The sequence below is a fragment of the Streptomyces sparsus genome (assembly GCF_054776295.1).
This window is the reverse complement of the sequence record NZ_BAAHCA010001353.1, coordinates 1-967: the sequence shown is the minus strand read 5'-3', so window position 1 is coordinate 967 and position 967 is coordinate 1. Positions and strand designations below refer to the sequence as shown.

The following is a 967-nucleotide window of genomic DNA, read 5'->3' as shown; positions in this document are numbered from 1 at the left end:
GGGGGTTCCTGCGGCGCGTGGCGCGGCTGCGGCACCATCGTGCGGGCCTCGACGGGCGGGTACAGCGGCCGCCGCGGGGGCGGCATCGGCTCGTAGCGCCGCGGTGGTGCCAGAGGCGGCGGGAACGACGCTCGTGACGGGTCCGCCTCTGTGCTCACCGGCACCCCCTCATGCTCGAAGCCGCCCGGATCTCGTTCGCGGGCAGGCCGGTTGGTTCCCGGGCGACGATGGGATCGGCCGGGTGGTCACGGTGTGTGCGTCACTCTACGGTGAGTGCCGCGGGGTGCGGCAACCCGCGGCGGTGGGGGCTGTCCTGCTGGGCCGCGCTCTGGCAAGCTGCCCGGGTGTTCCCCCCAGACGCTCATCCCGCAGCAGACCGGGCCCGCTACGACCGGGCCACCGCTCACCTGGACGCGCCACTGGCCGTGGTGGACCTGGCGGCGTTCGACGCGAACGCCGCCGACCTGGTCCGCCGGGCCGGGGGCAAGCCGATCCGGGTCGCCAGCAAGTCGGTGCGCTGCCGCGCACTGCTGGAACGGGCCCTGGCCATGGACGGGTTCGCCGGGGTGATGGCCTTCACCCTGGCGGAGTCGCTGTGGCTGGCGCGGTCCGGCGTTCCCGACGTGCTGCTGGCGTATCCGTCCGCGGACCGTTCGGGGTACGCGGAGCTGGCCGGCGACGCCAAGCTGGCCGGTGCGGTGACGGTGATGGTCGACGATCCGGCGCAGCTGGCGCTGATCGACGCCGCGCGGGGCGGCGGTACCGAGGAGATCCGGGTCTGCCTGGAGCTGGACACCTCCCTGCGGCTGCTGGGCGGACGGGTGCGGATCGGTGCGCGGCGCTCCCCGCTGCACGCCCCGGAGCAGCTGGCGGAGGTGGCGCGCGCGGTGGCACGACGGCCGGGTTTCCGCCTGGTGGGCCTGATGGCGTACGAGGGCCATGTCGCGGGCGTGGGTGACGCGGTCGC

Annotated in this window: 1 protein-coding gene; it reads left to right on the top strand. The window is 75.2% G+C overall.

The window, feature by feature from the left end; translation table 11 throughout:
* Positions 1–344: 344 nt before the first annotated feature.
* Positions 345–967 (top strand): alanine racemase (locus tag ACYVE9_RS28380; RefSeq protein WP_461030753.1); only part of this gene is annotated, 623 nt, incomplete at its 3' end.